The sequence below is a fragment of the Mesorhizobium sp. M7D.F.Ca.US.004.01.2.1 genome (genome assembly GCF_003997785.1).
GTDB classification, from domain to species: domain Bacteria; phylum Pseudomonadota; class Alphaproteobacteria; order Rhizobiales; family Rhizobiaceae; genus Mesorhizobium; species Mesorhizobium loti.
The window spans coordinates 1-22,693 of sequence record NZ_RZRQ01000062.1 but is presented as its reverse complement, the minus strand read 5'-3'; the positions used below and the strand labels follow the sequence as shown (position 1 = coordinate 22,693).

The 22,693-nt window shown below is 59.1% G+C and carries 17 protein-coding genes; 9 read left to right on the top strand and 8 right to left on the bottom strand.

The features are described from left to right. The first annotated feature begins 161 nt into the window (after positions 1-161). Genes EN993_RS11940 through EN993_RS11930 form a run of 3 tightly spaced genes read left to right on the top strand, consistent with a single transcriptional unit; the run spans position 162 to position 3,805 of the window. On the top strand, positions 162-1,178 hold the full coding sequence (locus EN993_RS11940) for a hypothetical protein (protein WP_127263305.1): 1,017 nt from the start codon (positions 162-164) through the stop codon (positions 1,176-1,178). After that, positions 1,175-2,968 (top strand): CoA-transferase, encoded by a 1,794-nt coding sequence (locus EN993_RS11935; protein WP_245468748.1) that lies wholly within the window; start codon positions 1,175-1,177, stop codon positions 2,966-2,968. Before EN993_RS11940 ends, EN993_RS11935 begins: the two co-directional genes overlap by 4 nt. Positions 2,969-2,971: 3 nt before the next feature. Continuing rightward, positions 2,972-3,805, top strand: coding sequence for an SMP-30/gluconolactonase/LRE family protein (locus EN993_RS11930; protein WP_127263303.1), 834 nt, complete (start codon positions 2,972-2,974; stop codon positions 3,803-3,805). A 909-nt stretch (positions 3,806-4,714) separates the two neighbouring features. Here EN993_RS11930 and EN993_RS37015 read toward each other — a convergent pair. Together EN993_RS37015 and EN993_RS11925 are read right to left on the bottom strand one after the other, a co-directional pair. Further along, positions 4,715-4,873 carry a hypothetical protein gene (locus tag EN993_RS37015; RefSeq protein ID WP_164548615.1) on the bottom strand — a complete coding sequence of 53 codons (159 nt, stop codon included), beginning with the start codon at positions 4,871-4,873 and terminating at the stop codon, positions 4,715-4,717. Between the two features lie 161 nt (positions 4,874-5,034). Then, positions 5,035-5,289 carry a hypothetical protein gene (locus EN993_RS11925; RefSeq protein WP_127263302.1) on the bottom strand — a complete coding sequence of 85 codons (255 nt, stop codon included), beginning with the start codon at positions 5,287-5,289 and terminating at the stop codon, positions 5,035-5,037. 1,681 nt (positions 5,290-6,970) lie between these two features. Between EN993_RS11925 and EN993_RS37010 the strand changes: the two genes are divergently transcribed. Continuing rightward, on the top strand, positions 6,971-7,372 hold the full coding sequence (locus tag EN993_RS37010; protein WP_164757629.1) for a hypothetical protein: 402 nt from the start codon (positions 6,971-6,973) through the stop codon (positions 7,370-7,372). Between the two features lie 309 nt (positions 7,373-7,681). On the opposite strand, the gene EN993_RS11910 is transcribed toward EN993_RS37010, so the two are convergent. Both EN993_RS11910 and EN993_RS11905 read right to left on the bottom strand, forming a co-directional pair. Beyond that, positions 7,682-9,688, bottom strand: a complete 2,007-nt coding sequence (locus EN993_RS11910; RefSeq protein ID WP_127263299.1) for a DUF4838 domain-containing protein — start codon at positions 9,686-9,688, stop codon at positions 7,682-7,684. Positions 9,689-10,554: 866 nt separating this feature from the next. Beyond that, the gene (locus EN993_RS11905) at positions 10,555-11,124 is read right to left on the bottom strand and encodes a hypothetical protein (protein ID WP_127263298.1); all 570 of its coding nucleotides are present in this window, start codon (positions 11,122-11,124) and stop codon (positions 10,555-10,557) included. A 565-nt stretch (positions 11,125-11,689) separates the two neighbouring features. Between EN993_RS11905 and EN993_RS11900 the strand changes: the two genes are divergently transcribed. The 4 genes from EN993_RS11900 (at position 11,690) to EN993_RS11885 (ending at position 15,967) form a co-directional block, all read left to right on the top strand. Then, positions 11,690-12,106 (top strand): MucR family transcriptional regulator, encoded by a 417-nt coding sequence (locus EN993_RS11900; RefSeq protein ID WP_109672152.1) that lies wholly within the window; start codon positions 11,690-11,692, stop codon positions 12,104-12,106. Between the two features lie 375 nt (positions 12,107-12,481). Continuing rightward, a complete protein-coding gene (locus tag EN993_RS11895; protein ID WP_164757628.1) occupies positions 12,482-13,798 on the top strand; it encodes a GMC oxidoreductase in 1,317 nt (438 codons plus the stop codon). A gap of 502 nt (positions 13,799-14,300) precedes the next feature. Beyond that, the gene (locus tag EN993_RS11890; RefSeq protein ID WP_126068050.1) at positions 14,301-15,074 is read left to right on the top strand and encodes a response regulator transcription factor; all 774 of its coding nucleotides are present in this window, start codon (positions 14,301-14,303) and stop codon (positions 15,072-15,074) included. A gap of 128 nt (positions 15,075-15,202) precedes the next feature. Then, positions 15,203-15,967 (top strand): Crp/Fnr family transcriptional regulator, encoded by a 765-nt coding sequence (locus EN993_RS11885; RefSeq protein WP_126068051.1) that lies wholly within the window; start codon positions 15,203-15,205, stop codon positions 15,965-15,967. Positions 15,968-15,999: 32 nt separating this feature from the next. Here the strand turns inward: EN993_RS11885 and EN993_RS11880 are convergent, their stop codons facing one another. Beyond that, positions 16,000-17,184 (bottom strand): acyltransferase, encoded by a 1,185-nt coding sequence (locus tag EN993_RS11880; RefSeq protein ID WP_109672163.1) that lies wholly within the window; start codon positions 17,182-17,184, stop codon positions 16,000-16,002. Between the two features lie 464 nt (positions 17,185-17,648). Between EN993_RS11880 and EN993_RS11875 the strand changes: the two genes are divergently transcribed. Further along, the gene (locus EN993_RS11875) at positions 17,649-19,619 is read left to right on the top strand and encodes an acyltransferase family protein (RefSeq protein ID WP_164757627.1); all 1,971 of its coding nucleotides are present in this window, start codon (positions 17,649-17,651) and stop codon (positions 19,617-19,619) included. 14 nt (positions 19,620-19,633) lie between these two features. On the opposite strand, the gene EN993_RS11870 is transcribed toward EN993_RS11875, so the two are convergent. The 3 genes from EN993_RS11870 to EN993_RS11860 all read right to left on the bottom strand — a co-directional run. Further along, a complete protein-coding gene (locus tag EN993_RS11870) occupies positions 19,634-20,737 on the bottom strand; it encodes a NeuD/PglB/VioB family sugar acetyltransferase (protein WP_127263295.1) in 1,104 nt (367 codons plus the stop codon). A gap of 6 nt (positions 20,738-20,743) precedes the next feature. Next, complete coding sequence (locus EN993_RS11865; protein ID WP_127263294.1) at positions 20,744-21,676, bottom strand: transketolase C-terminal domain-containing protein; 933 nt, start codon at positions 21,674-21,676, stop codon at positions 20,744-20,746. Positions 21,677-21,679: 3 nt separating this feature from the next. Next, positions 21,680-22,693 (bottom strand): thiamine pyrophosphate-dependent dehydrogenase E1 component subunit alpha (locus EN993_RS11860; RefSeq protein ID WP_164757626.1); only part of this gene is annotated, 1,014 nt, incomplete at its 5' end.

Here is a 22,693-nt window from a genome sequence, read left to right as displayed (position 1 = left end):
AGCCTGAAGATGCTGACCGCGCATGCTGTGTCCGGCAATCTGGCTGATGGTCTCGCCATGGAGCGCGATAGACTGGGTGACCTCTACCGCGGCGAGATCGGCCAGCAACGTGTCAAGGAATTCGCCGACAGGAGTGCTGCGCGGCTGAAGAAGGCCGGGTCGTGAATGCCGGCGACGACTATCGCGGGCTGGGCTGGGCGCATGGTGCGCTGACTGTCCAGCGGCTCGGCGCGATGCTGGCGCCTGTCACGTTCTTGCTGGCGGATGGCCGGCAGATCTCGCCAATGCATATCGCACCCTGGGCGAACGAGCCGGAAGCGGAAGCGCTGCCGGGCATTCTGCGCCGGTTGCGTGGCGAATGGCCCTGCGTGCCCTTCGGCTATTCAGTGCCTGCGGCGGGATGGCCCGAGAATTGGGCGCACGCGATGGGTCCGCCTGAGCCTGGCGAAGAAATCCATGGCCATAGCTCCAATCATGACTGGACCTGGCGCGACAGTAAGAGCGGGTCATTGTCGCTGGCGCTCGCCTATCCCCAGGGAAGCTCGGTCGAGCGCGTCGAACGGACGGTGATACCCGATCCGTTGGCGCCGGCCATCGATATTGAATTCAAGATCGTCGTTCGTCGTGCCTGCCGCTTGCCGATCGGCCTGCACCCGGTGTTCCGGCTGCCGTTCGAGACAGGCGCCGCCACGCTGGAACTCGGTGGCTTCGACGAAGGCCGCACCTACCCGCACGATGTCGAACCCGGCGCGGCGCTGTTTGCCAGGAACAAGACGTTTGCCGAACTGACCAGCGTGCCGGCGCGCGCCGGCGGCGTGGTCGACGCCTCGCGGCTGCCTCTGGCTGCCGACACGGAGGAACTGCTACAGATCGAAAGCCTCGACGGCACGGCCGCGCTCACCAACCACAAGGACGGCTACAGGGTAGAGCTCTCGTGGCAAAAGGAGCATTTTCCAAGCCTTCTGCTCTGGTACTCCAATCGCGGCCGCAAGGCGGCACCGTGGAATGGGCGTCATGTCGCCATCGGCATCGAGCCGATCTGCTCGCCCTTCGGGCTCGGTCCGGCGACCGCGCTGGCTGACAATCCGATCGCGCAATCCGGCATTGCGACCGCGCTGGAATTCTCGCCCGAAAAGCCTTTCGTGACCCGCTATCGCATCGAGGCGTCCGCGCTGTGACAGATCGTACGGCAATGTCTCTGGTCAAGCCAAACCGGCCACACTTCACCGATGTCGAGGGACTGCGCGCGATGGTCGGCCAAGGCGACTCGTTCGGCGTCGGCGGCCACCATTTTGCCCGCCTGCCGATCGCATTGCTGCGCGCGATCGCCCGGTCCGGCATCAAGGACTTGCGTTATGTTTGCTGGGCCGGCGGTTTGCCGCTCGAACTGCTGCTCGAAGCGAATGCGGTGGCGGAAATAGACCTCTGCTTTTCCAGCCTCGATATTTTTGGCCTTCCGCCACGGTTCCGCGCCGCTGCCGAGAGCGGTGTACTACCGGTTCGCGATTGGACGGCACTGGCGATGATCCAGGCCCTGCGAGCGGCGCAGCAGAACCTGCCGTCAATGCCGTTCCAGTTGCCGGATGGATCCGACATGCTGGCGCGCGTGCCGGGTGCGAGCGGCGAGCCCGATCCGATTTCAGGGACCGCTACCGGATTCATCCCGCCGCTGCGGCTCGACACATTCGTCGTCCACGCTCAGCGCGCGGATGAAAGCGGCAACGTCCAGATCATCGGGCCGCGTGCACTGGACTTCGCCATGGCGGGTGCTGCGCGACAGGTGCTGGTCACGGTCGAGGAAATCGTCCCAGTTGGGGCGCTGCGGCAGGACGGGCGCCAGAGCATCCTCACTCGCAATCAGGTTTCGGCCATTGCAATGGCGCCGGGCGGCGCCTATCCGGCGTCCTGCCTGCCATTTTATGTCACGGACTATCAGAGATTGTCGGAAGCATTCGCGGTCAGGGAAACGCCTCTGGCGCACAATCTCCGCCTGCCGTTCGAAGGCGTGCCGGCTCCCGTTCAAGAAGCTGCGAAAGTCCGCGCTGAAACGGTTATCGCCATGCCCGCGATGGCGCCTGAGAAAAAGAACGCATCCGTCGACGAGATCATTGCCGCCCGCATCGCCGCCGAACTCGATAATGAGAGCTTTGCCAGCGCCGGCGCGGTGTCGCCGCTAGCCAACGTCGCCTACCGGCTGGCCAAGGCGTCGCACGCGCCGGACATGATCATCGCGACGATGAGTTGCGGCCATCTCGACATTGAGCCGAGCCCGATGATCCTGTCGCTGATCGAAAGCCTCGATTGCGAGACGGCGGTGGCGCATGCCGGCGGCGACGACACCTACTCGACTTATTACCAGGCGGGCGCGGTGACGCATGAGATCGTCGGTGCCGCGCAAGTCGACCGGCGCGGCCGCGTCAACACCATCGCGCTACGCAAACCAAGCGGTGGCCTGATCCGGTTGCCCGGGCAGGGTGGCATGGCCGATGTCGCCAACATGCATCGCGACTACCTGCTCTACATTCCCCGCCATTCGGTCCAGTCATTGGTGGACGAGGTCGAGATTGTCAGTTCGGCTCGCGGGCTGTTGACGCCGGCCGAGCGCGAGCCGATGGGCTATCGCACCGGCAAGGCGCTGGTTTTCACCGATCTCTGCGTCTTTCGGCTCGATCAGACATCCAGGGAATTGACCGTCGTCGAAACCATGCCTGGCATCACGCACCAGCAGATCCGCGACGCCACAGGATTTGCGGTGACGTTCGATGCCGACTGCCAGCAGGTCCCGCTGCCTTCCAACGACACGCTCGCCATCCTGCGAAACCGCATCGACCCGCTCGGTCTGCGTCGTCTGGAATTTGTCAGCGCCAAGGAGCGTGGTGCGCTCATCGCCGAGATCCTTGCGGCCGACCGCGCCATGGTTGAACGCTGCATCGCCGAACAGCAGAGGCTGCAAATCGCAAGGAGCTGATCCATGGCAAAGCCGTTGCTCGACATGTCCGCCGCGCGCGTCTTTTTCGACGGCATCTTCACCAGCCCACGCGTCGCGCATCCGGAGGGCGTGGCCATCCACAGCGATGGGTCCATCTGGTGCGGCACTGAAACCGGCGATCTCTTGCGGCTGACCGCCGGTGGTAGCTCGGTCGAGCGCATTGGCGGCACGGATGGCTTTCTGCTGGGCATTGCCTTCGACAGCGCCGGCAACTGTTTTGCCTGCGACCTGAAGCATGCTGCGATCTTTCGTTGGGATGCCGCGACAGCGCGCATCGAGCGCTTCGCGTCGTCTGGCATCCGTGTGCCGAACTATCCGATCGTCGACGAGGCGAGGGGCTGGCTCTACGTGTCCGACAGTGTCGGCCAGGACAATCGCTCCGGCATCTTCCGCTACGATCTCAAGACGGGCGAGGGCGGTCTGTGGTGCCAGGAGGCGATGTCGTTCGCCAATGGCATGGCCATGGCGCCGGACGGCAACGGCCTCTATGTCGTGGAGAGCAACGCGCCTTGCATCAGTTATGTACCGATCCGCACCGACGGCACGGCAGGGGCGCGCAAAGTTGTCGTCGAAGGCGTGCACAATGTTCCAGATGGCGTCGCCTTCGCGCCTGACGGCTCGCTGTTCATCTCATGCTACGAGCCAAGCCGGATCTATCGCTGGCGAAAAGACCGAGGTCTCGAAGTGCTGATCGAGGATCCAACGGCGACCACCCTGGCTCACCCCACCAACATCGCCTTCAAGGGCGACAAACTCTACACGGCAAATCTTGGCCGCTGGCACATTACGGAGATTGATTTGGCCGCAATTGCATAGCCGGCATCGACCGCCGCGCGGCCCGGCTCCCGCCAACGGTGGCGGCTAGAGGAGTTCACCGATTCACGTAGCAACGCTACCCTCGCCATCCAATGCCTCCAGCGTGGAAAAACTAATGCTTCCAAGAATAGGCGCTATTGCGCATCTCCACTGTCTTGGCGTTACGAGCTTGGCGCTCTGCCTCGATAGTAATTTTGAACGGCCGGCTCCAAGCTCTCTCTGTCGACGCGGCAGTGGGTCATCAAAGCCTCCCTTGGCTAACTGACTTTGAATGCCGATCGTATGAAAACGTTCCTGCACAGTATCAGGATGTTAGGTTCGACTGGGACGAATACTAGGTCGTTTCAGTGCAAACGACTCGCATGTGAGTGTACGAAAGCGTACAATGCGTACGTCACCCGCCATTCTAGGCATACGGGTGCTTGGAAGCCAACTCAGGTGCTCCCGCCGCTAAGCGGAGGCTGAAATGGCAGCAGATCAATACAGGTTGACGGCCTTCGATTGCGAGGCCGTACGGAACGCCTTCAGAAAATCCGGCGTGGAAAGACGCATCTCGGGAAGAAATAGGCGCCAATACGCCAGACTTCTCGCGCTCGAACTCACCGAATTGGGTGAAATCGACCCCCACATTCTGAAGTGGATTGTAACGCGCGCGGCATGGAGTGACGGTCATGGGCACTTTTGTTGACCCTTCAGGGACGGTAGACCCGCCTCTTCAATCCTATATTCTTGGTAGCCTCGTACGGCGACGGCGGGGCGCCGTGGTGTCGACCAATGCGATTGTCGCGGAGATCAGATTCGCGCTTCCCGGGTGCCAGGTCGAGGATTCGCAGATGGCAAAGTTCATATCAGAGGCCGCCATGCTGCTCGGTCTGGTCCCGGTCTTCGACCCTGCGTGGAAGGGGGACGTCAGCCCTGGTGCGGACCAACGGCTCCCTTGGGTCCGCCGGCACAAAAAAGCCCGCGCCCGTGCGGCACCGGGCCTTGGTTCGCGTGACCAAAGCTAAAAGACTGTCGACGACGGGGAATGGCGATGATTTTTGAAGGCTTCTCATAGCTCTTCTTCATTGTGGCTCCTCGCTATCCCGTAAAAAGAGCCCGCCTGGGAAAAGGCGGGCCAGAGTTTGGAGCTGGGATCAACCAGCATAGGGCTAACGAGCGGGGGACGGGTTGGTTACGCTGGGAGGCGCGACCGTCTGCGAGGTGGCGCACCTTGTGGCAATGGCGTCTCAGTGCATCAGGTAAAACCGTTGACCCGTGTATTGAGCGCCCTCCACCCACAATGCGAGCGCAATGGCTGGCGAACGTCCCTTGACTTCAAAATTGCGGCCCCGATAGCTTCCTGCCGCAATCCATACTGTCTTTGAACGCTGGTAAATCGCGATGCCCCGTGCATTCGCCCAGGCGTAGAGTTCTGCACCATTTCGACCCTTTTCCCAGCCTGGGGCCGATGCTGTCTCTGTATAAGAAAGCTGCGTATCCATATTAGATTAGCCTCCCTAATCTTGATAACGTAAGCGCCGTCTCCAACATCACGGGATGAATGATCGGACTACTCCGTTTCGGTTATGTGTCGACCACTCCACGATCAGGTATCCGCCATAGACAAGAAGGTCCTTCGCCTTGGGTCAGGTGACGGGAGTGATCGCGTCTTGGTCCGATGTGGCTCTTGGCGCCAGCCGTATCGAGATGACCGGCAAGGCTGCCTGAGAGGGACGCTTAGCCGCCTGTCCCGGCCTCTGCGGCGGGAGCTTGGTGTTCCTCTCCGCACCACGCAGATTACGCTTATATTAGCACTCGCGCAACAAGGTTGGCTCTATGCAGGGAGGGTCAACAGACTGGATCTTGACCGTTTGGGCACGGACTCTATGTAGATTGAATTCTAGGATAATACGGGCATTTTTGTGCGATGAGCGGTTTCGAAAGCGGCAAAGTCGAGGTGGAGGTGGCGCCGTTCCGGCCGACTGACAATCGTCGCAAGCATTCCAGGAAAAGTGTGAAGCGGTTTTCCAGGGAAAAGGGCAAAGCACTTTCCCTTGGGAATTGCGTCAAGACAAACGGTTACATCGGCTCGCCGTTTCCGTGAAACGGTGGACTGCTCTAGGTCTTGCCGCGGCTTTATCTGGAACGAATGGCCGGTGGGGCTCGCTGCGTTGGACAGCTTTGCTTTGCGCCACACCGGCCATGCGGGTTGGATTGGGTGTCCCCGCGTTGATCAATTTATAGGCATATTAGCAATAGCGCAAATAAGACTGAAGTCCCATGGAAGTCCAATCGTGGGAATTGGTGGCGGCCAGCTATCTACAGGCAATAGGGGCTCAGCGACGCGGTCGCACGGGCTGTTTGGACGCGACGTCTGATGCGTAAAAGCAGGCATCTATGTCAAATGCAAAAGACAGCGGCCCAATATGAACATAGACCAGTATATCGCCTAGCGATGGCGAGCACCGTCGTCGGCAATTTTGGGAGCCAGCAGGCCAGAGCCAATGCATCGCGATCACGAAGAGATCTTCTATCGGGCGAATGCTCTTGGCGTCACGATCTTTCAACGTTCAAAAACGGTGTGGGTAGCCACCGGAAGCCACCGGGGTCGCCATTTCGAGGTCAAAGCGCGTTCTCCTGCGATCGTACTCGCATTGTGGATGGAAGCCGCTCAGTACACAGGTCAACGGATTTAGCGCCTCGCAATGACAGGCGCGCCTGGACAGCGATCGCATCTTAGGGATGTTGGAACTTGATCGACCTGCTGTCCTCAAAGTCCGTCCCGGCTCGTGCAGGAAAAATCGGGACGGGAAGTCGGAACCGGAATGTGCCTTGCCCGAAGCGTCGAGCAACCGCGGAATCTACGCACGACAACATTGTCAGATGGTTAACAAATGGTTGCATCTGAACTTTGGGATTTGTCAGGCTGGTGTCAAGAACGCAATGAACAGTCAGATCACACTGGCGATCGAACGCCCGACAATTCTAAATAGATATGCCAGTTTCTACTTGGCTACACAGCACGCTAAATGGCTCGCCGTTGCTGCCAATGCAGGCGACTGTTGTCGCCTACCGCATCGATTGGCAAGTTCTATGCAGATATCCAAGAAATAGCTAATGCTCCTTTTTTTGAAGGAGAGGTGAGTAAATTTTGATCGGAAATCGATTCAGGAATTATAAAACATGCCGACAGCCGTATCGTCAGACAAGACTCGATCTTCCGGAAAAAATAAACGACAAGATTCTCAGGGGCTGATTATCACCCTGTTATGGAGGTCTATCATGATCATACGCGTTCTTACCGCAATTTCTCTTGCTGCATCTGTTGCCTCGGTCTCGACGACCAGCTTTGCTGAGTCTTCGACCAAAATTGTATCTGTGGAAGCAGGTAAGGCAGGTCGCGCCGCCGAGCCCGGCAAGGCAGGTCGCGCTGCAGAACCTGGCAAGGCCGGCGGTGCTGGTGAAACCGGTGGCAAGGCTGGCGGTGCTGGCGAAACCGGCGGCAAGGCTGGCGGAGCCGGTGAGTCCGGAGGCAAGTCCGGCGGCACTGGAGAAGGTGGCAGCAAGGGTAGCAAGGGCAACTGATCGTCCTATCGATCCTGCCAGATCATTAAAGAGCGCACCTCGCCCGCGTATGCTGGCGGGTGCGTTCAACCTTTTCGAGCTTCCCACCCCGCATGCGGTCGGAAACGCAGGCTGATGCCTTCAAGGGGTGAGGTCGGGATCCTGTCAGGAAAAGTGGCGCAATCGAACGGCGATTGTCGTGCCGCGATTGCTGGAGGCTGGACGACCGCCGCAAGTCGAGCGTCTGCGGTCTTGCCAAAATGCAGCCGCTGGCTGGCGGCCCGGCGGCGAGAACTTCCCTTATGAGCCACTTCCATTCACTGGCGTGCATCACTCCGGATCGGGATCCGGCGATTGGCCTGCCGCGCCTGGAAGCGTCCAACTCGTGCTTTCGACCCACGCGCAGTGATTCAAGTTGGATATCCACATGCGTTCGTTCGCTCGTCGAAATGCCAACAGCGCCTGCAGTTCCACCCTGCCTTTCTCGTAGCTGGATTCTGGATTTCCGAGCGTAAGCTTGGCGGCGGCTAGAGAGCATAACTTCGCGTGCTGCAATCCCAATCGAAGGAATTGCACCCGCATGGACGCCTCCTGATCGCCGTTTGCAGAGGACGCTGCCCTGTCGAGCAATTCTTCGGCTGGTGCAAAACTCTCCTCTGGATAGATCGCATGCGCCGCTTTCGCCCAGCTTCGCCAACGCGACGCCCCAAGAGCCTCAAAGGTGTCATGCAGGCGGGCGCGCCCACCCGACGTATAGGCCTCCCAGAAATCAAAATATTTCCTCACGTCAGCCGCGGCCGGGCCGAAGGCTGAGTAGTATTCGGACAGGAGGGTGCTAGCGGGTACTTCGGGACGGATCTGCAAGCGCAGCAACAGGTAAAGATTTGGGCCCTGTGTCGCCCAATGGCCTGTCAGCGAATCGAAATCGGTCCCGACCATTCCGTTGTTCGCGGCGCTCTGAAATTCGTCGGCGAACTGGGTCGAAAATATGTGCGGCATACAATATCCGTCCAGAAAATAGTTCGCCCGCATGAAAAGCTTAGCTTGTGTGTCCGCCCAACCGCGCCACTGGGCCTTCATCCAGTCTTGCTCGTCGCCACTTCGGGGATAGAACCAGGATGATGGGCAAAATCCGATCATGATGTTCGGGCCCAATTTTACGCCCGATGTCGGAGCGGCGAAGTAGTTCATATAGGCGTAGCCCACGACAACCGCGTTTGAATTGTATTTCGCAGCGTTCTGCTGGATGGCTTGCCAGGAACGTGCATAACGGTCGGATACGAAAGGCTTGCTGGCAAGCTTCGACTTCGACGGGATGAATTTTCGATAGTTCGGCGGCTCGTGACCATCCAGCGCCTTGCACACATCGCATTCGCATTGGCCAGGGACGTCGTTCTCAACAGCGTTGACGAAGGTTGGAAGATGCCCCGGGCGATCGCCTCCATGCTGACGCCACTGCGAGACAATCTCTTCGTGCAGACCCGCATTGGAAATGCACATCGAGAAGCGCCCACCCAGCCGTGAGGGGCCTCGTTTGCCGTTGACCAGCTGGAACCATTCTGGATGCTCAGCGCCATACTGCCGCCACCAGTCGACGAAGGCATGGCCGTACTTCGCCGGGATTCGGCGACCCATGCGGTTGCGACGCAGAAATGCAGCCTGGGCGTTCATGTAGTCTTCAGCTGCTGCGGTGGTGAAGCCCATCTCGGGATGATCTTTGGTCCTTAAACCAGCACCCGTGCGCACTTGACGCTGCATGAATCGAGGCGTTACCACGCGATCTTGAAGAGGAACGACTACTGACTCTGCTTTTGGAACAAACGTTCCCAGTTCGCCCGGCCACAGCCACCGAACCGCAAAGTAGCGATCGAGAAGTTCGTAGACGCCGAAGAGCGTTCCCGCGGACGTGTTGACGTCAACAGGACTGCCGCTCGTGTCGTGCCCTGCGATACACAGGTGGCGGCCGACGGTGCGAAGCGCACACGACTCCGGCCCCAAGGCGTCGAAATCGACTCCGGCCTTTCGCGCAAACCGGGTATCGCCCAGAAAGATGTGGGTCTTGCCGAGCCCGGTCGACGTCACCTTGCTCTCGGTCACTGTGGCAGGTTGGAAGCCGGTGGCCTTTTCAATATGCCAGCTGAGTTCCACCGCAGCGTAGTGGACAGAGTCGTTGGGCGTATCGGGGGTGACCAGAGTGACGACGGGTCTGCCTTCCGCCACCAACGTTACACCATCGCCTGGCTGGTGGTACGCGTCAGCCGGCTTGCAAACGCCGAGCCAGTGCGACAGGCCTAACAGAGCTCCCTGCGCAAACGTCCTTCGCGACAGTGCAGGCATAACTAGACCCTACCTACGATCATCCAACTGGTGACTGCGCGAAGCGGCATGTGGAGTAGTGCAGGCATGGGCGCCATCCGAAGAAAATTACCCGCCGCAGGTTGGTACGGCGGGCGATCAAGCGTTGCATACCAAGCGAAGTGGCTGCCGTTGCACGCAGATCATCGGTGAATGGTATTGCCGCCGCTGTATTGATCCCAGATAGCCTTTGGACGTTTCCGCTAAACCTTTGGGCGGGGTGAGGGGACGTTCTTGTCCCTTGGTGGCTTGCTGTTTTTCGCGCCTTCCACGCTTGGTAGGATTCGACACGTACCCTCGTTCCGGGAGTTTGCTTGCGCCAAGCGGGGGACGAGATCGACAGTAGGGTGTTGGCAAAACCGGCATGGCAACCGATGGGCAAGTGTTAAAGTCGTCACATTCCGTGCAACTCTGGTCTGGCATTGTCGTTGTCATGTGCAGTTGCATGGCGACAGGGCTACAATTCATGGGGGGTAACGACCAGTGGCGAACTGTCGCCAGCTCTCTGGGCGTCACTGTTTATCAGCGCTCAAAGACAGTGTGGATCGTGGCCGGAAAATACAGAGGTCATGATTTTGAGGTGAAAGCTCGTTCGCCAAACATTGCGCTCGCTTTGTGGAAGGAGGCCGCGCGTTATACTGGTTCGGACTGGTGACAACCGACAGGACGGTATTTTGCGCATAGAACAGCGGCATGCTTCGTGAGAGATGTGCCGTGCCGGTCGGTGGCGGCGAAGGTGATATTTCCAACGACACAACCTCGACGATGGAGTTGGTTGTTGGACAAGCGGATGCCGGCAAGTGAATAACTCACTTAACGGCATCCGACAGTCTCAGGCGTTTGTCAGTCTAGCCGGCGCCGCCGCTCTTGCCGCTTTCGCCTCCAGCCTTGCCGCCGCTTTCGCCAGCACCGCTGCCCTTGCCGCTTTCGCCGCCAGCTTTGCCGCCGGTCTCGCCAGCGCCGCCAGCCTTGCCGCCGGTCTCGCCAGCACCGCCAGCTTTGCCGCCGGCTTCGCCAGTGCCTCCAGCCTCGCCAGTGCCTCCAGCCTCGCTTGACGCAGTGCTAAGGGTAGCGCCACCGGTCTCGCCGGCGCCTCCAGCCTTGCCACCGGTCTCGCCGGCGCCTCCAGCCTTGCCACCGGTCTCGCCGGCGCCTCCAGCCTTGCCACCGGTCTCGCCGGCGCCTCCAGCCTTGCCACCGGTCTCGCCGGCGCCTCCAGCCTTGCCGCCGGTCTCGCCGGCGCCGCCAGCCTTGCCGCCGGTCTCACCGGCACCACCAGCCTTGGCGCCGGTCTCACCGGACGAACTTACTAGGACGCCGGACTCTCCAGCGGCGCCGGCATAGGAAATCCCGACCGTGCCCAGAGCAAAGAATGCCCCCACCAGCAACTTCGCCGTCGTTGTAACTTTAGTGGTCATATCGTCTCCTGATATTCGAGCTCCCCCGCATAATTAATAATCGGATTCTCTGGGAAAGGTTATTCAAAATCACGTTTGCCTTGGACACATTTGATGACAGTGTGACACGAGATTACCGATGTATAAATAGGGGCTATCTTGAGTAATAAAAAATACAATGGTATCATGCGCCTAGAGTAATTTTGAAACAGTCGCCAAAAATTAGAAGTTAGGACTCCCCAATGGGGTGAAGCATATGCAGGATATTTAAGTGATATCGGGCAGGAGGTGCATCGAGTTCAGCGAATTTCAAGAAAACACCGAGCAAACGCAGCACGCGGACGCGAGGCCGACGAATGGGCGCACCTTGGCCATCACTATCGGTTACCACTTTTGGATGGATTCAGCGCCACCAAGGGCAATTGACAGAAGTGGCGCCTAGAGATGCCATTGAAGGGTTCCAAGCGCGGGGGAGATCAGGGGCGCGTGCTCCCGATTTGATGTTGGGCAGTTCGGCAGACGAGCGATCCAGACATGCTCCGCATTTGGCTACGGACGACAACCATCGTCAGCCGAGAGCGGATCCATGGCCCCTGACCCCGTCGATCACCTGGAATCAACTGTCAAGATTGTCTCGGCCTTTGTCAGCAGGAACCGAGCCTCACGTTCTGATCTGGTGGATCTGGTCCAGAATGTCGGCCGCACATTGCAGGCCCTCGCGGGAGGCACGGAAAAAACCAAACCGAAGCTTGTTCCCGCCGTACCAATCAGCAAATCGGTGACCCCGGATTTCATCATTAGCCTGGAGGATGGACGCAGGATGAAATCATTGAAGCGGTATCTGACCTCGATTGGAATGACACCGGCCGACTATCGCAAGAAATGGGGTTTGCCGCCCGACTACCCGTTGGTGGCGCCGAATTTCACCGCACTGCGTTCGCAAGCGGCAAAGAGGATCAGGCTTGGACAGCGGATCGCCAGTGATCAGACCTCACGAACCTGACCGCATTGCTCTGCGGCCATTCAACCTCAGTTCTCCCTTGCGCTGTTCGGGTGATGATTTTGCCGCGCCGGCCGCCTGCTCGCGATTCATGCCGCCATGATAGAGGATTGCGACAGCATTCCCCACGGTACGTGCCTGGAAGCAGATCTGTGCATCGTGGGGGCGGGCGCAGCCGGCTTGGCACTGGCTTCACAGTTTGAAGGAACGCGACATCGTGTATGCATCATCGAGAGCGGCGGGCTGACATACGAACACTGGCGCCAAAGACTTTCGCGCGGCCGCTCTGTAGGCAGACCCTACGAGGCGCTCGACCTTTGCCGTATCCGACAGTTTGGCGGCAGTACCGGCAGAGCTGGTTGGGGCGGGTGGTGCAAGATGCTGGACCACATCGATTTCGAGGCTCGGTCTTGGATCCCGATGAGCGGATGGCCCGTCGACCGTAACTCGCTTCTCCCCCATTATGAAACAGCGGCCGGTTTGTTGGGCATCGAGGACTTGCAAGCCGAATGGCCGGCCTCTGCAGTTCTGCCTATGAATGGGCCGCTCTTTTCAGAACGATGCTTTCTCAGTCCCATCCCGGATTTGGGGGCGACACTGCGCGCCAGGCTGCAAGCGGCGAAAAATGTGCAGGTTGTCCTGCACGCCACGGCCTTGCGGTTAGACACCGACACATCCGGAAGATGGGTTCGCTCCATCGAGGTGGCCAGTACGCCAGACAGGCGTTTCCGGATCGAAGCACGATCATTTGTGCTGGCCTGCGGCGGAATCGAAAACGCGCGCCTGCTCTTGGTTTCGAACCAACAGATGCCGAATGGGATAGGCAACCAGCATGACCTCGTTGGCCGCTATTTCATGGAGCATCCCCGCGTAAAATGGGGAAGCCTGCAGATCTGCCGTCCTGACTCCGCCATAGCCTTTCACGTGCCATCCGCTGAGGCTCGCAGGCCCTATCTGTCGCAGGCAAAACACTGTGACGTGACCGCTGCGTTCGGACTGGCGCTGCGCCCAGAGATTCGGGAAAGTGAACGCCTTCTCGGCTCCCGGACGTGGATCAAGCCGGGACCTTGCGCCAACGATTGGGATGGTTCCGAAGCGTTGCATTATCTTGCATTCTGGCTGCGGAAGGGACGCCTGCATCGTGACCTTATTAAGAGTGGCCGCACCATCCTTCGCCATCCCGCAGGATCCATCGCGTCGGCTATCGACCGCATCGGGCGCTCACGCCGGTGGGCAGGGCACTTCCACTTTGATACCATCCTCGAACAGGAACCGGACCCGGAAAGCCGGGTCACGCTGGATACAAGGCTTGACGAATTCGGTCTCCCGCGCGTGAAGCTGGAATGGAGGGTGGGACCTCTCGTTCGGCGCACACTTCAGCGAGTGCAGACGATCGTCACCGACGAGATGCGGATGTTGGGGCACAGAAGCGATGTCCTGGCTTGCGCCCACGGGACCCCAGCCTACGGGGACGATATCCCATACCGATGGGTCAGGCACCACATGGGCACAACGAGGATGAGCAACGACCCGCGGACTGGCGTGGTCGATGCCACGTGCCAGGTGCACGGCCTCGCGAACCTTTTCGTCGCCGGGAGTTCCGTCTTTCCCACCGGGGGGAATGACATGCCCACCCTGACGATTGTTGCACTCGCCATTAAGTTGGGCGAGCACCTTCAGCAGTGGCTCGAGTAGGGATCAATTTCGCGTTCGCAGAGCCAAATTGACAGAGGCTGCGCGCGGAGGCGTCAGCCGTCTCTCGGCTCGTTGCTTGAAAATCGAATGCACGCGATTCCAAGGATAAACTTTCGTATCACAATGATACAACTGCAAGTTTACTTGATATACTTTGTAGGTGGATGCGAGCGTTTACAACTCTGAAACTCGCTTCGAGTGAGATACCTGCCTGCGGTTGGTTACAGACAGCATCGGGTGCAGCCCGGCACCCTTCTGGTTGATGGTACACCTTTTGGTGGAGCCGGCCACAACCTCACGACATCTGCCTTTCTCCGGTCTAATCCTATCAAAAATATGCGATTATATTCACGCTGTGCGTTTTGTCACACCGCCTCTGGAATCTGCAAGTTATTACTAATGCATTAAGGAGGTCATTAAGGAGGTGGGTTTTCGAAGGCGGATTCTCCGTTGGGGTGAATTCCGCTCGTGTTGAGTTGAACCTTTGGGTTGGGGATAAGCCATGACAATTCTGTCCAATACCGATCAGCCGGTCAAAATCGATCTGGCTGCCTATTCACCTGTTGCCAATGTCAATCATGTCGGACCTGCCCCCTTCCGGGGGGAGTTGGAGATCGCGATTATCGATGACAGGCCGCTGATGTGCGACTGCTTCGCCAGTAGCCTTGAGCTCATCGAGCCATCCTTTCGCATCCAGCGCTATCCGACCGTCGAAGCGTTCGACGCCGCCAGTCAAGAGGAGACCGAACGCGTTTCCACCGTCCTGCTCTGTGTCATGTGGTCGAACTCTCAAGCAGACTATCATCTTTCGCGGATTGCCCATCTCAAGGCGACGAGACCATCTCTGGGAATCGTGATGCTGTCGGATATCGAAAGCCTTGATGATATTCTCAAAGCAGTAGAAAGCGGCTCGCGCGGCTACATCCCAACGAGCGTCAGCTTGCAGGTTGCGGCAAAGGCGATTCAGCTTGTCGCCGCCGGTGGCACTTTCATACCGCCCAGTGTTCTCTTTAATTCGGGCCAGGCGATCAAGGACAGCCAACCAGCCAAGCAGCCGCAAGGCGACAATGTTTTCACGTCACGCCAGATGGCGGTGATCGAAGCGTTGCGTCGAGGCAAGGCCAACAAGGTGATCGCGTACGAGCTCAACATGTGCGAAAGCACAGTTAAGGTGCACATTCGCAATGTCATGAAAAAGCTTCGCGCGAGGAACCGGACCGAGGTAGCCTACATCCTTAACACAACGCCTTATGAGGGTGTGAGCATACGGAATTGAGGCATGGCTGCGCCTCGGTCAAGAAGTGATGAGTTTTTTGCCCGCGGCAACGATGCCGGTTGGCGTCAGCAGGCCCTCGATCTAGAGGGCCTGCTGACGACTCGACATTTTGCAGGGGGCAAGAAGAAGTGAAACAACCGTCCGATCGTTTTTCGGCTTCGCAGACGGAGAGGGAGACCACTCCCGCAGCCGACAGAAACACGTCACAAAATCCGGATCTGAGCGATATCGAGCATTTCCACGCTGTTCGTCCTTCCACGCTGGCCGAGATGAACCGCCGCTGTCACTGGTTCCACCTTGAAGACGGTGATGTCTTGATCCCGGCCGGTGAAAGGGTCGATCGAGTCTTTTTTCTTTTGACGGGCGAGCTTCGCTTCCCTGTCTATACCCGTACAGGCAAAATAGTCTGGCTCCCGTCAGCGCACCAGGGATCCCTCGTCAATGGAGTGGCGTTAAGCGGTGATCTTCTTGTGGTGCCTTATTCGATTGAAGCCGCGGGACCATGCACCATCGCCTCCATCGGAAATCGGGCCTTCCTGGATATTGTCAAGAACGATCCCGAGGCGCTTCAAGCCATCGTCCAAATGTTGGTCGAACGCCAGCATGCGCTTGTCGAGCATATCGTCGAACTCTCGACGCTCAGCGTTCGATCGCGCGTGCACAGCGAATTGCTGCGCTTATGTGTCGAACATATCGACAATGACGGTTCGGCTGTGATTTCTCCTATTCCCACGCATACGGATTTGGCCAATCGCATCGGCACGCATCGCGAAGCCGTAGCCCGCGAACTCAGCTACCTGCAGAGTGTCGGGATAGTGCTGCGCCGCGCAAAAGAGCTTTATGTGCCCGATTTGTCCCGGTTGACGGATTTGCTGTCCAAGTCTGACGATTAATCAGTTGTGCCATGGACTGCGCAGCGACGGCGTTACCCTCGCGGCCATGCGAATCGTTTGGTCCCTAAGCCAAGCCACGACCGGACTGCATTCGGCTGCGATGTCGAGCGGTAGATCTTCTGACGATAGACGAACTCATAGGGCCATAGCTCCAGGGTGCGGTTCGCGAAATGCGTGAGTATCCACGTGATCGCGCTCGCCACCACAACGAAGGCGCCCATCGAGACGACGACGTTGGCGGTGAAGAGGTGAGCGTGCGAAAAGATGGAGCGGGTCAGAAAATAGGTATAGGGGTGCACTAGGTACAGGCTGTAGCTGACCGTTCCGAAGTAGCGAAGAAGCCGATTGCCGAGAACCAGCGCCGTCAAGCTGTTTCGCGACACCGCAAGGCAGAAGTACAGCGCTGTCGCGGCGACCAGCACTGGCACTTCGGCATTCTGGAAATCGGACCAGTGATAATCGTAGTGGCCGCGGGCGGATAGAAGGACACAAGTTGCCAGGGCCGCGCTCTCGGCGAGCCGATGGTGACCAACACGCACCCATTCATATCGATCGAAGGCGAGTCGGATCAGCCCGCCCGCGACGAAATACAAGGCAATCGGGTATCTGGCGATAAAGAACGCTGCAAGCAGACTCAAAACGGCGATGCCGAGCTTGCTGGGGCGATGAATCGCGAGGAACACGAAGGCGCCGGTAAACACATAGAACCAGACCTCGAAGGTCAGGCTCCAGGCATTCGGCGTCAACTGCTCTGTGTGGGTGAAAAGATTCAGGAACGTTAGTCCCGCGACAATTGCGGTGAAATTGTTGGTGTCGGGATAAAGGTTCGTTGCTGCGTTCAGCGCGACGTACAGCACGCTGAGAACAAAGAACAGCGGATAGACGCGCAGGAACCGACGGGCAGCAAACTCACGCGGACTGTAGTGCAGCGCACTCGGAAGGATAACGAAGCCGCTGATGGCGAAGAAAAGGCACACCCCGAAGGTGCCGAAATTCCAGAAGGGGCCAATGGCAGCGACATAGGCCGAATTCGAGGCGTAGATGTGCTCCGCCGTGCCCCCTAGGAGATGCGCGAAGAACACCATCAGCGAAGCAACACCGCGAAGCCCGTGCGCAGCCACATTGAATGACTTGTCGGAAGTTGGCTTCTCGGAGGCTTCGCGCAGAAAATGCTGCGCATCCGATGAATTCCGAGGATGGGGATGCACAACAGCCATTTGAGCCTCAAATTGGACCCCGCAGACCGCTACACCCTACATCAATCCAGGTTTCGCACTGCTTGGGAATTCGAAGGACACCCCTCCCCAAAAGTAGTGGGCTGCCACAGAAACCTTCACCGGATGATCAAATAGCGGCCTGCGGCACCCGACGCCAACGCAGGCGTCATCCTCATTGCTGGAGAGAGCCGGACCGCAACCCAGGCACCCTGATTGCCTCGAACAGTTGCGCGCGGGGGAAATTCTTCGATCTGCTCGCATCCTGCTGTTCCAGGCGCAATTTAGACTGCAAACCTAGTACGATTTAAGCCGCAGGCTACCCCTTATGGCGGGCGCACATCGGCGCAAGAGTGCCGTTATACAGGATCGGTATGTCACACTCTCAGGCTCATCCGCGCAGCCTCGCTGCAGGCGTGATGTTGGACTGTCGAAAACCCTCGCGCCCAGCACCGCACCATACAGCATTGGCGACACCAACCTATCGACCCGACATCGATGGTTTGCGCGCCATCGCCGTCGTTTCGGTTGTGCTGTTCCACGCCGGTTTCACAATGTTCAGTGGCGGGTATGTAGGTGTCGACATTTTCTTTGTCATCTCCGGCTATCTGATCGCCCAAATGATCGCCAGGGATCTGCAAGCGGGCGAGTTCTCGGTCTGGCACTTCTATGAGCGGCGTATACGCCGCATTTTTCCCGCGTTGTTCGTCATGCTGGCAGTCTGTACGCTCGCATGCGCCTTCATCTTCTTGCCCGACGACTTCAGACGCTTCGGTCGCAACTCCGTCGCGACGGCTCTCTTCTCGTCCAACATCGGGTTTTGGCTGAAGACGGGCTATTTTGACGGGGAAACCTACGACCAGCCACTTATCCACACCTGGTCACTGGCGGTGGAGGAGCAGTTCTACATCCTGTTTCCTCTGTTTCTGGCGTCCATTTGGTGGTTGGGCCTTCGCAATGTCCGCTTTCTCCTGGCGAGCGCTGCAGGAATTTCGTTTCTCGCAACTGTAGCGGTGATGCAGTACGACGCCGCTGCTGCCTTTTACCTCACTCCGTTCAGGGCGTGGGAGCTGCTGTCGGGCAGCCTTCTGGCACTTGGAGTCTTCCCACGCCTCACCAAGCGTTGGCAGTGCGAAATGGCGACCGCGGCCGGATTGCTGCTGATCACGATTGCCGCGCTGAGCTATTCCGATGTGACTTCATTCCCCGGCGTCGCGGCACTCCTTCCATGTGTTGGCGCTGCCCTTGTCATTCACGGAGGCAGTGACGCGAGTTGCTCGCTCACACGGCTGATTTCAACGAAGCCATTCGTCGGTGTGGGGCTGATAAGCTATTCCCTGTATCTTTGGCATTGGCCCCTGATTGTCCTGGTTGGTTATCTGGCAATCAATGAGCTCAGTTCTCTTCAGTCAGCCGCTCTGGTGGCTGTCTCGTTCATGATGGCGCTCATATCCTGGCGATACATCGAACTCCCGGCGCGGGCAGCCCGCCGGCTACCAGTCCTGGCTGGGGGTGCTTTGGCCATCGTCGCCGTGGCGATCACCGGCGCAGTCATCTACTTTGATAACGGCTGGCCGACGCGCTTTTCCAAAGATGTGAATGTGTTGTCCAGCTACGCTTTGTCCGCCAACCCTGAAGCGGATGAATGCGCGAATGTGTCGCTTCAGCTCGCTGCAAATTCCCCCTGTACGATAGGCTCATCCGCAAATGCCCGGATCTTTCTATGGGGAGATTCTCACGCGGGGGCGATGTTCGGTGCGATGTCCGACCTGGCCGCACACGGCGCAAGCACGGTCTATGGCGCGACCCCCCGCTGTCCTCCTCTCCTGGGCGTCGGAACGGACCGAGATTGCATCCGGGGAAACGATTTGCGGCTTAGGTACGCACTCAGCCGTCCCGAGCTGAAGACGGTCATAATCGCTGCCAGATGGTCTCTCTATCTCGAGGGGCGCGCGATCGAACTTGGACCAGCAGAACGAAACGGCAATCTGCCGCAGCTGCAGGATCGGGATGGCGTTCAATTCGACCGATTCTCCACCGAGGCGCGCCATGCGTTCGAAACATCTCTAAGGAGAACCGTGGGTCGGCTGCTGCAGGCCGGGAAAAAGGTGGTCATCGTCTATCCTGTCCCGGAGGTGGGTTATGACGTCCCCTCTACGGCTGCCCGGCTCGTTGCGCAGGGCCATGACCTGTCCAGCTTCAATATGCCCGAGGGCCTCTATCGGGAACGACAGCAGATCGCATTTGGCATCTTGAACAGGCTCGGCCGGCATGTCGGCCTCATTCGCATATATCCGACACAGGCACTTTGTCCGCAGGAGCGGTGTGTTGCCATGATGGATGGGAAACCGCTGTACTTTGACAGCCATCACCTTAGCATTCCGGGTTCCATGACACTCGTGCCGTTGCTCGCAAGAGCTCTGCGACAAGGCACCTGATGCCTCAATGGGATCTAGCGGAGATGTCGGCGGCCCTGAGCGTCAACGATGGTATCGTCTCCGACATTTGCGCTGATGTGCGCGCCATTGTGGATCAGGCAGCCGGAGCCGATCTGGACGCCCAGCAGCACCGTTGCGCCCATTCCCACGACAGTCATGGTCCCGACGCTCACCGCGCCGGCGAGGATGGCGCCCGGAGTCAGGTGCGCATTGTCCTGCACGATGCTGTCGTGGCAGACGATACTCCCCTGATTGACGATGACGTTGTTGCCGATCGTACAGCGCGGACCGATGCTGGCGCCGGCCAGGATATGGCAGCCATGCCCGATCCTGGTCGCCCTGGAGACGATCGCGGATGGATGGATCACAGGCGGCAGAACGAAGCCCATGGCCGAGGCGCGTTCAAACATTGCTCGCCTCGTCTCGCTTGACTGGGCTCCGCCGATGCCGATGAAGGCGTACCGCGTGCCTTCGGCAAGCAGACGCTCCAGGCTCTCTTCCGTACCGATCACCGAAATGCCGCCGCAGACCTGGTGGCCAACGGGCAGAGCCTGATCGGTACAACCGAGGATGTCGTATCCGGACCCATCGAGAGCATCGATCAAACAGGCGGCGTGGCCGCCGCCGCCGATGATAACAGCCCGCCGCATGGACGAGGATGGGACGACGGACTGCGCTCCGTCCGATCCTGCGGCTATGGCCCCGGATCGGCGGCTGGCCGCCGCGCGCACCTCGGCTTCGCCGATGCGGCCGTTGGAGGGACTGACATCCGCCAGGTCGACGCCGAGTTCGGACGCGGCCTTGCGGGCCTTGGCCGTAATCGCGATCTCGTTGACCGCGATGTCGGCCGGGTTGGCCATTCCGGATGCGGCGTCCGCATTTTCGTTGACGATTTCGCACAGTGTTGAGCCGACAGCGACGAAATCGCCGACGTTGACGTCGAGCCGGCCGATAACCCCTGCCTGGGGGGCCTCAACCTCGACGGCAGCCTTCGTGGTTTCAACGACAAAGAGAATAGCTCCTTGCTCTACGCTCTCACCCTGCACGACCCTGATCTCGATCAACTGAAGATTGTCCTCGTTGGCGTTAACCCGCGGGGCTTCGACAAGCACACTCATGAAAGCTTAGCCCTTCTTGAACAGATCGATGCAGGCCGCCTGGATGGCGTCCACGCCTGGCAGCAGATCATCCTCCCATTCGCGGCTCGAGGGAATGGGGTGGTCCGGTCCGGCCAATGCGCTGAAGTGCCTGACCCGACCGATCAGAGCGCGAGCGCATTCGGACGCGAAGCCCCAGCCGGGAGAGCCTTCCTCCACGGCGACAACGCGGCTGCAGCGGCCGACCTGGCTTCGGACATCCTCGCAAGGAAAGGGCGACAGCTGTTCAACGGCCACCACGGTGGTCGCAATTTCCTCCTCTTCGACGAGCTTTTTTGCGGCGGCAACCGCGTGCTCGACGCAACCCCCATATGTCAGGATCACGATGTCTGCATCCGGCGGGCGTGGAAGGGCGGCTGCGCCGAAAACAGGCCTCGAATACATGACCTTGTTTTCGATAATCAGGTGAGGGGACCGAGACGCGAGGGCCCGATGCAGAAGCGCACCCGGATCCGCATACTCGTGCGTTGCAGACACCGTGAGGCCTGGCACGCCGCAAAAATGCTTTTCCAGACTTTGCGAGTGCGTCGGCCCGTAGCCGCGCCGTCCACCCATGGGCGCGCGAATAATGATGGGCACCTCAACCTGATCGTTGTACATCCAGCGAAACTTGGCTGCGTGGTTGATGATCTGGTCGGCAGCAAGGGCGATGAAATCTCCGAACATGAGTTCGACGATAACAGGCCTGCCCTTGAGGGCCATGCCCGTCGCCATGCCTACAATGCCGCCCTCGCTGATCGGTGTGGTCCAGACACGATCCTGATAGGCCGTGGACAGGCCCTTGGTGACTTTGAAGGCACCGCCATAGGGATCGAGGACGTCCTCACCCATGACCACCAGCCTGAGATCGGCTTCCATAAGATCGTGTAGCGCGCGATTGATCGATTCGACGACGCGCATGGGTCAGCCTCTCGCCATGGCAGCCGCAGCTGCCGATTCGACTGCGCGGTCCACGGTAGATCGACAAAAGGCGTCGATCTCCTCGAAATCCGCGACGCGCTGGCGCATCGGGGGGATCGGATCCCGGGCTCGAGCCTGCTCAAGCCGCAAGGCCGGCCGGGTGTCATCTCCCTTGCTGTGGGGACCAATCCGTTCGGTCCGCAAATAGAGCCAGCACGGGCGGCCCTCGGCGCGGACATAGCCCACAGCCTCTTGGGCAAGCTCACATATTTCGACTGGATCATTGCCGTCATAAGCGAACGTGCGGATACCGAAAGGTTCAGCCCTGGCGATGATCGACCCGGAAACGGTGAGATTCTTTGGGGTGGTTTGGGCGATTTCGTTATCCTCGACCACAAAAAGCACGGGGGCACCGAAAACCGAAGCGAGGTTCAAGCTCTCGTAAACCGCTCCCTCTCCCATCGTGCCGTCGCCAAGGAAAACCACTGCCACGGCGCCTTCATCCTTTCGTGCCAGCGCGCAGCCAACCGCCACGGGTGCTATGCCTCCCTGGATCCCATTCGAGTGGAAGTTGCGGAAACACAGATGCTGACTGCCGCCGCGTCCTCCGCAAATACCGGTTACACGCCCCATGATCTCGGCGATCAGGCCTTCGACTTCACCCGAGTAGGCAATGAAATGACCGTGGCAGCGGTGGTTGCTCCAGACAATGTCGCGATCCCGGTCAAGAGCGTTGATCACCCCCACCGCATTGGCTTCCTGTCCAATGGATGTGTGCGTCGTGCCGAACAGGAGACCTTGGGAAAAAAGCTCGAGCAGGCGCTCCTCGACGAGCCGGACGAGGATCATCTGCTGATAGAGTCGGGCCACAATCGGCAATTCGAACCCGAGCAGCGTCCTTTCTGCTTGAGGGAGGGTAAGGTTCTGTAGTGCTGAAGACGGCACCAATTTCAGCTCTCCAAAAGAAGACGCTGGAATGTCTCCATCTTTCCGGATCGCAAGCTCGTTCATCAAGCC

Excerpts from the sequence above, each read along its gene's own strand:
- EN993_RS11930 (WP_127263303.1), top strand. The coding sequence starts at position 2,972 with ATGGCAAAGCCGTTGCTCGACATGTCCGCCGCGCGCGTCTTTTTCGAC.
- EN993_RS37015 (WP_164548615.1), bottom strand. The coding sequence starts at position 4,873 with ATGAAGAAGAGCTATGAGAAGCCTTCAAAAATCATCGCCATTCCCCGT.
- EN993_RS11925 (WP_127263302.1), bottom strand. The coding sequence starts at position 5,289 with ATGGATACGCAGCTTTCTTATACAGAGACAGCATCGGCCCCAGGCTGG.
- EN993_RS37010 (WP_164757629.1), top strand. The coding sequence starts at position 6,971 with ATGCCGACAGCCGTATCGTCAGACAAGACTCGATCTTCCGGAAAAAAT.
- EN993_RS11910 (WP_127263299.1), bottom strand. The coding sequence starts at position 9,688 with ATGCCTGCACTGTCGCGAAGGACGTTTGCGCAGGGAGCTCTGTTAGGC.
- EN993_RS11905 (WP_127263298.1), bottom strand. The coding sequence starts at position 11,124 with ATGACCACTAAAGTTACAACGACGGCGAAGTTGCTGGTGGGGGCATTC.
- EN993_RS11900 (WP_109672152.1), top strand. The coding sequence starts at position 11,690 with ATGGCCCCTGACCCCGTCGATCACCTGGAATCAACTGTCAAGATTGTC.
- EN993_RS11895 (WP_164757628.1), top strand. The coding sequence starts at position 12,482 with ATGCTGGACCACATCGATTTCGAGGCTCGGTCTTGGATCCCGATGAGC.
- EN993_RS11890 (WP_126068050.1), top strand. The coding sequence starts at position 14,301 with ATGACAATTCTGTCCAATACCGATCAGCCGGTCAAAATCGATCTGGCT.
- EN993_RS11880 (WP_109672163.1), bottom strand. The coding sequence starts at position 17,184 with ATGGCTGTTGTGCATCCCCATCCTCGGAATTCATCGGATGCGCAGCAT.
- EN993_RS11870 (WP_127263295.1), bottom strand. The coding sequence starts at position 20,737 with ATGAGTGTGCTTGTCGAAGCCCCGCGGGTTAACGCCAACGAGGACAAT.
- EN993_RS11865 (WP_127263294.1), bottom strand. The coding sequence starts at position 21,676 with ATGCGCGTCGTCGAATCGATCAATCGCGCGCTACACGATCTTATGGAA.